The sequence below is a fragment of the Candidatus Pyrohabitans sp. genome, assembly GCF_054014795.1.
Genome location: NZ_JBPMGE010000007.1, coordinates 1 through 4,877, shown reverse-complemented (window position 1 = coordinate 4,877; position 4,877 = coordinate 1). Strand labels below are relative to the sequence as shown.

7 protein-coding genes, 1 tRNA gene and 2 pseudogenes are annotated in these 4,877 nt (G+C 47.5%); 8 read left to right on the top strand and 2 right to left on the bottom strand.

Features of this window, described 5'->3' with window-relative positions:
• The 3 genes from ACXJJW_RS00510 to fen form a co-directional block, all read left to right on the top strand.
• Nucleotides 1–872, top strand: an 872-nt coding sequence (locus ACXJJW_RS00510; RefSeq protein WP_456473760.1) for a MarR family transcriptional regulator, incomplete at its 5' end; no start/stop codon positions are given.
• Entirely contained in the window at nt 869–1,684 is an 816-nt protein-coding gene (locus tag ACXJJW_RS00505) for a hypothetical protein (protein ID WP_456473759.1), read from the top strand. The genes ACXJJW_RS00510 and ACXJJW_RS00505, both read left to right, overlap by 4 nt.
• A 90-nt stretch (nt 1,685–1,774) precedes the next feature.
• The gene (fen, locus tag ACXJJW_RS00500) at nt 1,775–2,806 is read left to right on the top strand and encodes a flap endonuclease-1 (RefSeq protein WP_456473758.1); all 1,032 of its coding nucleotides are present in this window, start codon (nt 1,775–1,777) and stop codon (nt 2,804–2,806) included.
• A 15-nt stretch (nt 2,807–2,821) separates the two neighbouring features.
• On the opposite strand, the gene ACXJJW_RS00495 is transcribed toward fen, so the two are convergent.
• A complete protein-coding gene (locus ACXJJW_RS00495; RefSeq protein WP_456473757.1) occupies nt 2,822–3,187 on the bottom strand; it encodes a hypothetical protein in 366 nt (121 codons plus the stop codon).
• Nucleotides 3,188–3,287: 100 nt separating this feature from the next.
• Between ACXJJW_RS00495 and ACXJJW_RS00490 the strand changes: the two are divergent.
• The 4 genes and pseudogenes from ACXJJW_RS00490 to ACXJJW_RS00475 all read left to right on the top strand — a co-directional run.
• Nucleotides 3,288–3,350, top strand: a pseudogene (locus ACXJJW_RS00490) (zinc-ribbon domain-containing protein); the annotation flags it as partial.
• A 21-nt stretch (nt 3,351–3,371) separates the two neighbouring features.
• On the top strand, nt 3,372–3,800 hold the full coding sequence (locus tag ACXJJW_RS00485) for a hypothetical protein (RefSeq protein WP_456473761.1): 429 nt from the start codon (nt 3,372–3,374) through the stop codon (nt 3,798–3,800).
• 61 nt (nt 3,801–3,861) lie between these two features.
• A tRNA-Trp gene (locus ACXJJW_RS00480) sits at nt 3,862–3,954 on the top strand.
• Nucleotides 3,955–4,089: 135 nt separating this feature from the next.
• Nucleotides 4,090–4,329, top strand: a complete 240-nt coding sequence (locus ACXJJW_RS00475; protein ID WP_456473756.1) for a type II toxin-antitoxin system RelE family toxin — start codon at nt 4,090–4,092, stop codon at nt 4,327–4,329.
• On the opposite strand, the gene ACXJJW_RS00470 is transcribed toward ACXJJW_RS00475, so the two are convergent.
• Entirely contained in the window at nt 4,326–4,517 is a 192-nt protein-coding gene (locus ACXJJW_RS00470) for a type II toxin-antitoxin system Phd/YefM family antitoxin (protein WP_456473755.1), read from the bottom strand. The two genes, ACXJJW_RS00475 and ACXJJW_RS00470, sit on opposite strands and share 4 nt — an antisense overlap.
• Before the next feature lie 158 nt (nt 4,518–4,675).
• Between ACXJJW_RS00470 and ACXJJW_RS00465 the strand changes: the two are divergent.
• Nucleotides 4,676–4,877: pseudogene (locus ACXJJW_RS00465) on the top strand (hypothetical protein); the annotation flags it as partial.

Sequence of the window (4,877 nt, the reverse complement as noted above, 5' to 3'; positions counted from 1 at the left end):
CCATCTCAACCTTATCGCAGAGTATGGGGATCAGCCTGTCCAGGACCTCGGAGCTGGTGGATTCGCTTCGTCGAAAGGGTTTCATAAAGGTTGAGAGGGTGAACAAAAATAAACGTGTAAGCTTCGCTGATACCAAGCACGCCCAGCTAATGAGGGATTTGCTTGGAAGATTCAATTACATGGACTTCTCGGGCATTATTTCTGTTCATGCTCTCAGCGTTCTGTGGGCTCTGGACAGAGAGCGGAGTGTCAGGGAGATAACCAGCGTCTCAGGGGTGAGCAGAGCGAGTGTGCACAGGATCCTGAAAAGGCTCATGGAAAGAGGTATTGTCAGGAAAAAAGATTCCAGGTACTCTCTCAATCCTGATTTTGTCATACTGAATGAAATAGCTAGGGAAATGGTGCACCACCTTCACAGGAGGAAAGCCAGAAAACTCTCTCCGCGGGCTACTATAGTGTGGGAGGGTCTGAGGGAGTTCATCGTCAAGGCACCAGCTGCAAAAGAGCACAAAAACTTCCACCTCACAGGTCCTTCCAAGCTGGGCGACTACGGTGTACCTCTGCTTCTCACAGGCGCTAGCTACTACTTCTACTCTGAGAAAAAGGAGGGCGTGGATATCTACGACGTGGTGATACACACACTGCTAATAGACCCGAAGAGCACCAGATACATAACATACCTCCTCATCCTCTTAGCTAAAAATAGAGTTGATGAAAAGTTGCTCCTGAAGAGGGCTGAGGAATACAGTGCAGCTAAAGAGGCCAAGGCTCTAATCAACTTTTTGAAGAGCAGTGGAAGGCAGAGAGCGAAGCATTTCCCCACCTGGAAAGAGTTTTCTGAAAATGCTATTAGCTATGGTGTTGCAGTATGAGGCGCTCCTTCGACAGAGACTACATCCTGCGAGAGTTTGAGAGGATAGATGCAGGGCTGAATAGCGAACTCTGGATATACATGATAGGTGGCGGAGCGATGGCGCTGACCGGCATAAAGGAGGCTACAAAGGACGTGGATATTATAGTGCCGGGACGTAGAGATGCTGAGCGCCTTCGATCGATATTAAGTGACCTGGGCTATAGAAAGGTGCCTAAGCCAGGCGAGGAGTACATAAAGATGGGTGCATCCTTCATCTTGGAGAATGTCGATGGGTTCAGATGGGATATCTTTGTAGCTCAGGTTATGGGGAAGTTTATTTTCTCGGAGGGTATGAGGAGCAGAGCTACTCCATTCGGAAATTACAAGCGCCTCAAGGTTGGTATTGCCTCAAGCAGCGACATATTCCTCTTCAAATCAATAACAGAGAGGGAAGGTGATCTGGAGGATATGCTCGCTCTGGTGAGGGCAGGAATAGACTCAGAAGCCCTTCTTCAAGAAGTGGAGACGCAGAGAAAGCTGCTTGGCACTGAGGTATGGCTCACATATCTCAATGCAAAGCTTGATGAGCTGGAGGAGAAGTACGGTGTTACTCTGCCCGTAAAAGAGAGAATAGAGGAAATGGCGAGCAAGGTGTACAACAGGTTTGTGGTGATATCTCTCCTGAAGGAAAGAGATTTGAGCATGGAAGAACTTGAAGGAAGGGCAGAGATGAGCAGAGAGGATATGGAAGAGGTAATAAGTGACCTTCTTAAAAGGAAGATTATTAAAAGAGTAAAAGGAAAGCTCAAGCTTATTTCTGAGAGACTCTGATATCAGGTTTCACAATACTTCAAAGGCACAGCACCACCCGCCAGGCACATTTTCGACATCTTTATAAGTCTCAGCTGCCTACACTTTTATATGGGCGTTCAGCTTGGCGACCTGGTTGTGGCGAGGGAGATAGGCTTCGAGGAACTCGCCGGAAAGCGCATAGCAATAGACGCCTTCAACACCCTGTACCAGTTCCTCTCAATTATACGCCAGCCCACCGGCGAACCCCTGCGCGATTCTCAGGGCAGGGTCACAAGCCATCTCTCGGGTATACTCTATAGAAATTCCAATCTGATCGAGTTTGGAGTTCTGCCGGTTTATGTTTTCGACGGTGAGCCGCCGGAGCTCAAGTCCAGGGTGATTAAGGAGAGAAACCAGCTCAGAGAGCGTGCCCACGAGGAGTGGGAACTCGCCCTGAAGGAGAAACGCTACAGGGATGCATGGAGCAAGGCGGTGCAGTCCGCAAAGCTCACCGATGCCATGCTTAGCGATGCCAAGCGCCTTCTCACCCTGCTCGGCATCCCGCACATCCAGGCCCCTGCAGAGGGCGAGGCCCAGGCTGCGCACATGGCAAAGCGGGGCGACGTTTTTGCCGCTGGCAGCCAGGACTACGACTCCCTGCTATTCGGTTCACCCCGCCTGGTTCGCAACCTTACTATCTCGGGCAGGCGCAAGCTTCCCAGAAGGAAGGCCTACGTTGAGGTAAAGCCAGAGATTATAACCCTGGACGAGGTGCTTCGAAACCTGGAGGTAACACGGGAGCAACTCATAGACATCGCCATATTAATAGGCACCGATTACAATCCAGGCGGAATAGAGGGGATAGGGCCCAAGAGGGCGTATGCGCTGATAAAGGAGCATGGCAGCGCTGAGAAGGCCATTGAGGCAAAGGGGCTGGAGGTGGACTTCGACGTGGCTGAGATAAGGGAGCTCTTCCTTAAGCACAAAACCACAGACGACTACACCCTCAAGTGGCATCCTCCTGATAAAGAGGGTGTGATAGCTTTCTTATGCGGGGAGAGGGATTTCTCCCGCGAGAGGGTTGAAAAAGCTCTGGAGAAGATGGAGAGAGCCCTTAAGGTCACCCTGGCACAGCGCAGCCTGGATAGGTGGTTCAAATAAGCTCATAGTTGCTTTCTAGTATCCCCTTCTCCCTATCTCACCCCTCATGCTTCTGAAGTCCCTGAAGGGCAGCACCCTGCCGGCACTCATCCCCAGCTTTCTCCAATGCACAATGTGATTTATCTCGGACTCGAGCCATATGAGGCGTTCTTTTTCCTTTTTCCTGTCGAGCTCTTCCCTCTTCTCGTAGAAGTCTTCAAAGGCTTTGAAATAATCTCTCAACTCATTATCATCGGGGTACTTGTTCACCAGCTTCTCAAGCTCTTCCTTCACCCCTTTTATGGTTTCCTCGTATGCCTCCTCTTCATCGATAAACATACCAAAGGCTTCGTCGAGCTTATTTGCAATCTCTTCTAGAGTGTATGCACTTGCCTTCACCATTTTCCCACCTGTGTAAATCTTGGCATGATGGCATATTAATATTTCTCTCCATGCATTATAGAAAAATCAAAAGACGGTAGAAAAATTGTGGAATAATGTGATGAAGTGTAAGGGCTGCGGCGCGGAGTTAAAGGATGGCTGGGTTTTTTGCCCGTACTGTGGAAGCAAAAATGCGCCCTCCCAATTGCGACAGCTAGATGATGCCCTAGACGTCTTTGAGAAGAGTGTTAAGAACATATTCAGCGATGTTACAAACTTCCCCTTCGGCAAGGGTTTTATTGTTGAGATTTCCCGGGAGAAAGGTGAGCCAAAGATTTCTATAAAGGATTTTGACGATATCTCCGAGGTTTTAAACCGCCGAAGCAGGATAAACCCCCGCAACCCTGAGATTCTGGAGCCAGAGGTGGCGGTGGAGCGCAATGGGCGGGTGATAAAGGTCAACCTGCCCGGTGTGGAGAATAGCGGAGATATAATTGTCAGAAAGCTTGAGGATTCTATAGAGGTACGGGCAAAGGCAGGGGAAAATAGGTATTTTGCCGTCATACCTGTGAAATATAAAAGAATCGATGCCCAGATGTTCTCACAGAATGTGCTTGAGATAAAGCTGGGATAGGTCTCTGCTTGTGTAAATTCTTTTATCACGTTATAGCTTCAGGAGCAGGTGCTACATCCGTGGGGGCATGGTGTAGCGGCTATCATAGCGGGCTCCAGACGACACCTAAGGCGGGAGACACCCGCCGACCTGGGTTCGAGTCCCAGTGCCCCCACTTTCTTTTTATAACGATTGGGTAAATTTACTGATTTAGTTTTTGTATGCTCCATTAGAAGTACAGGTTGCCCTAAAGTATGTTATTTATATGCAATTTTATAAACTCTTAAAGATCATGATTATGTATCAAATCTTGATAAAAGAGCCTGCAGCTAGGTGGCTTAGGAAATACGACAAAGAAACCCAAAGAAGATTCGCGGCAAAAATCAGAAAGTTGAAAGAAAATCCAGACATACATGGCAAGCCTTTGCGAGGACGGCTTCATGGTTACTGGGAGCTATATTTTGAAAGAAAATTCAGAATAATCTACACAATAAATTATACTGAGAAAATAGTCACAATTGAAGCCATAAAACATAAAGATGAATTTTAGATTTCTAACTCCTTTGCAAGTTCCTCAAAATCTAAAATCTTCACACCCTTCTTTCTGCCTTCTTTAATCTGGCTCATAAGGTCTTCATCGGACAGAACTTCAATTGTTCTTTTCATTGATTCATACTCATCCAAGGAGATAGTAATCCACTCTGTTTGGTGTTTGCCACTTTTTACAACCTCGCTCATTAGTAGTAATATAACAGGTTAACTATTTAAAATTTGGTGAACTTCATTAGTCAGGAGTAGTACTAATACACTTCATCCTTTATGTCCTCCTCCAACTGCCCAAAATTTAAATACCTCCTCTGCAAAACCTTACTACAAAGGGGGGAAGAGAAATAAAAGTGCTCATGTGCACCGATGGCTCGAGATTTGCGGAGGAAGCTATAGAACAGGCAGGCTACCTCCTAAAGCACACCTCGCCGGAGGTTACCATCCTCCGTGTGATACCCAGATTCGAAGAGGAGTATAAAGAGTACAACGAATACTTCGAGGTTTTCAAAGACGACATCCACAGGCTCAGGAAGCTGGGCACGCCAAAGGCTG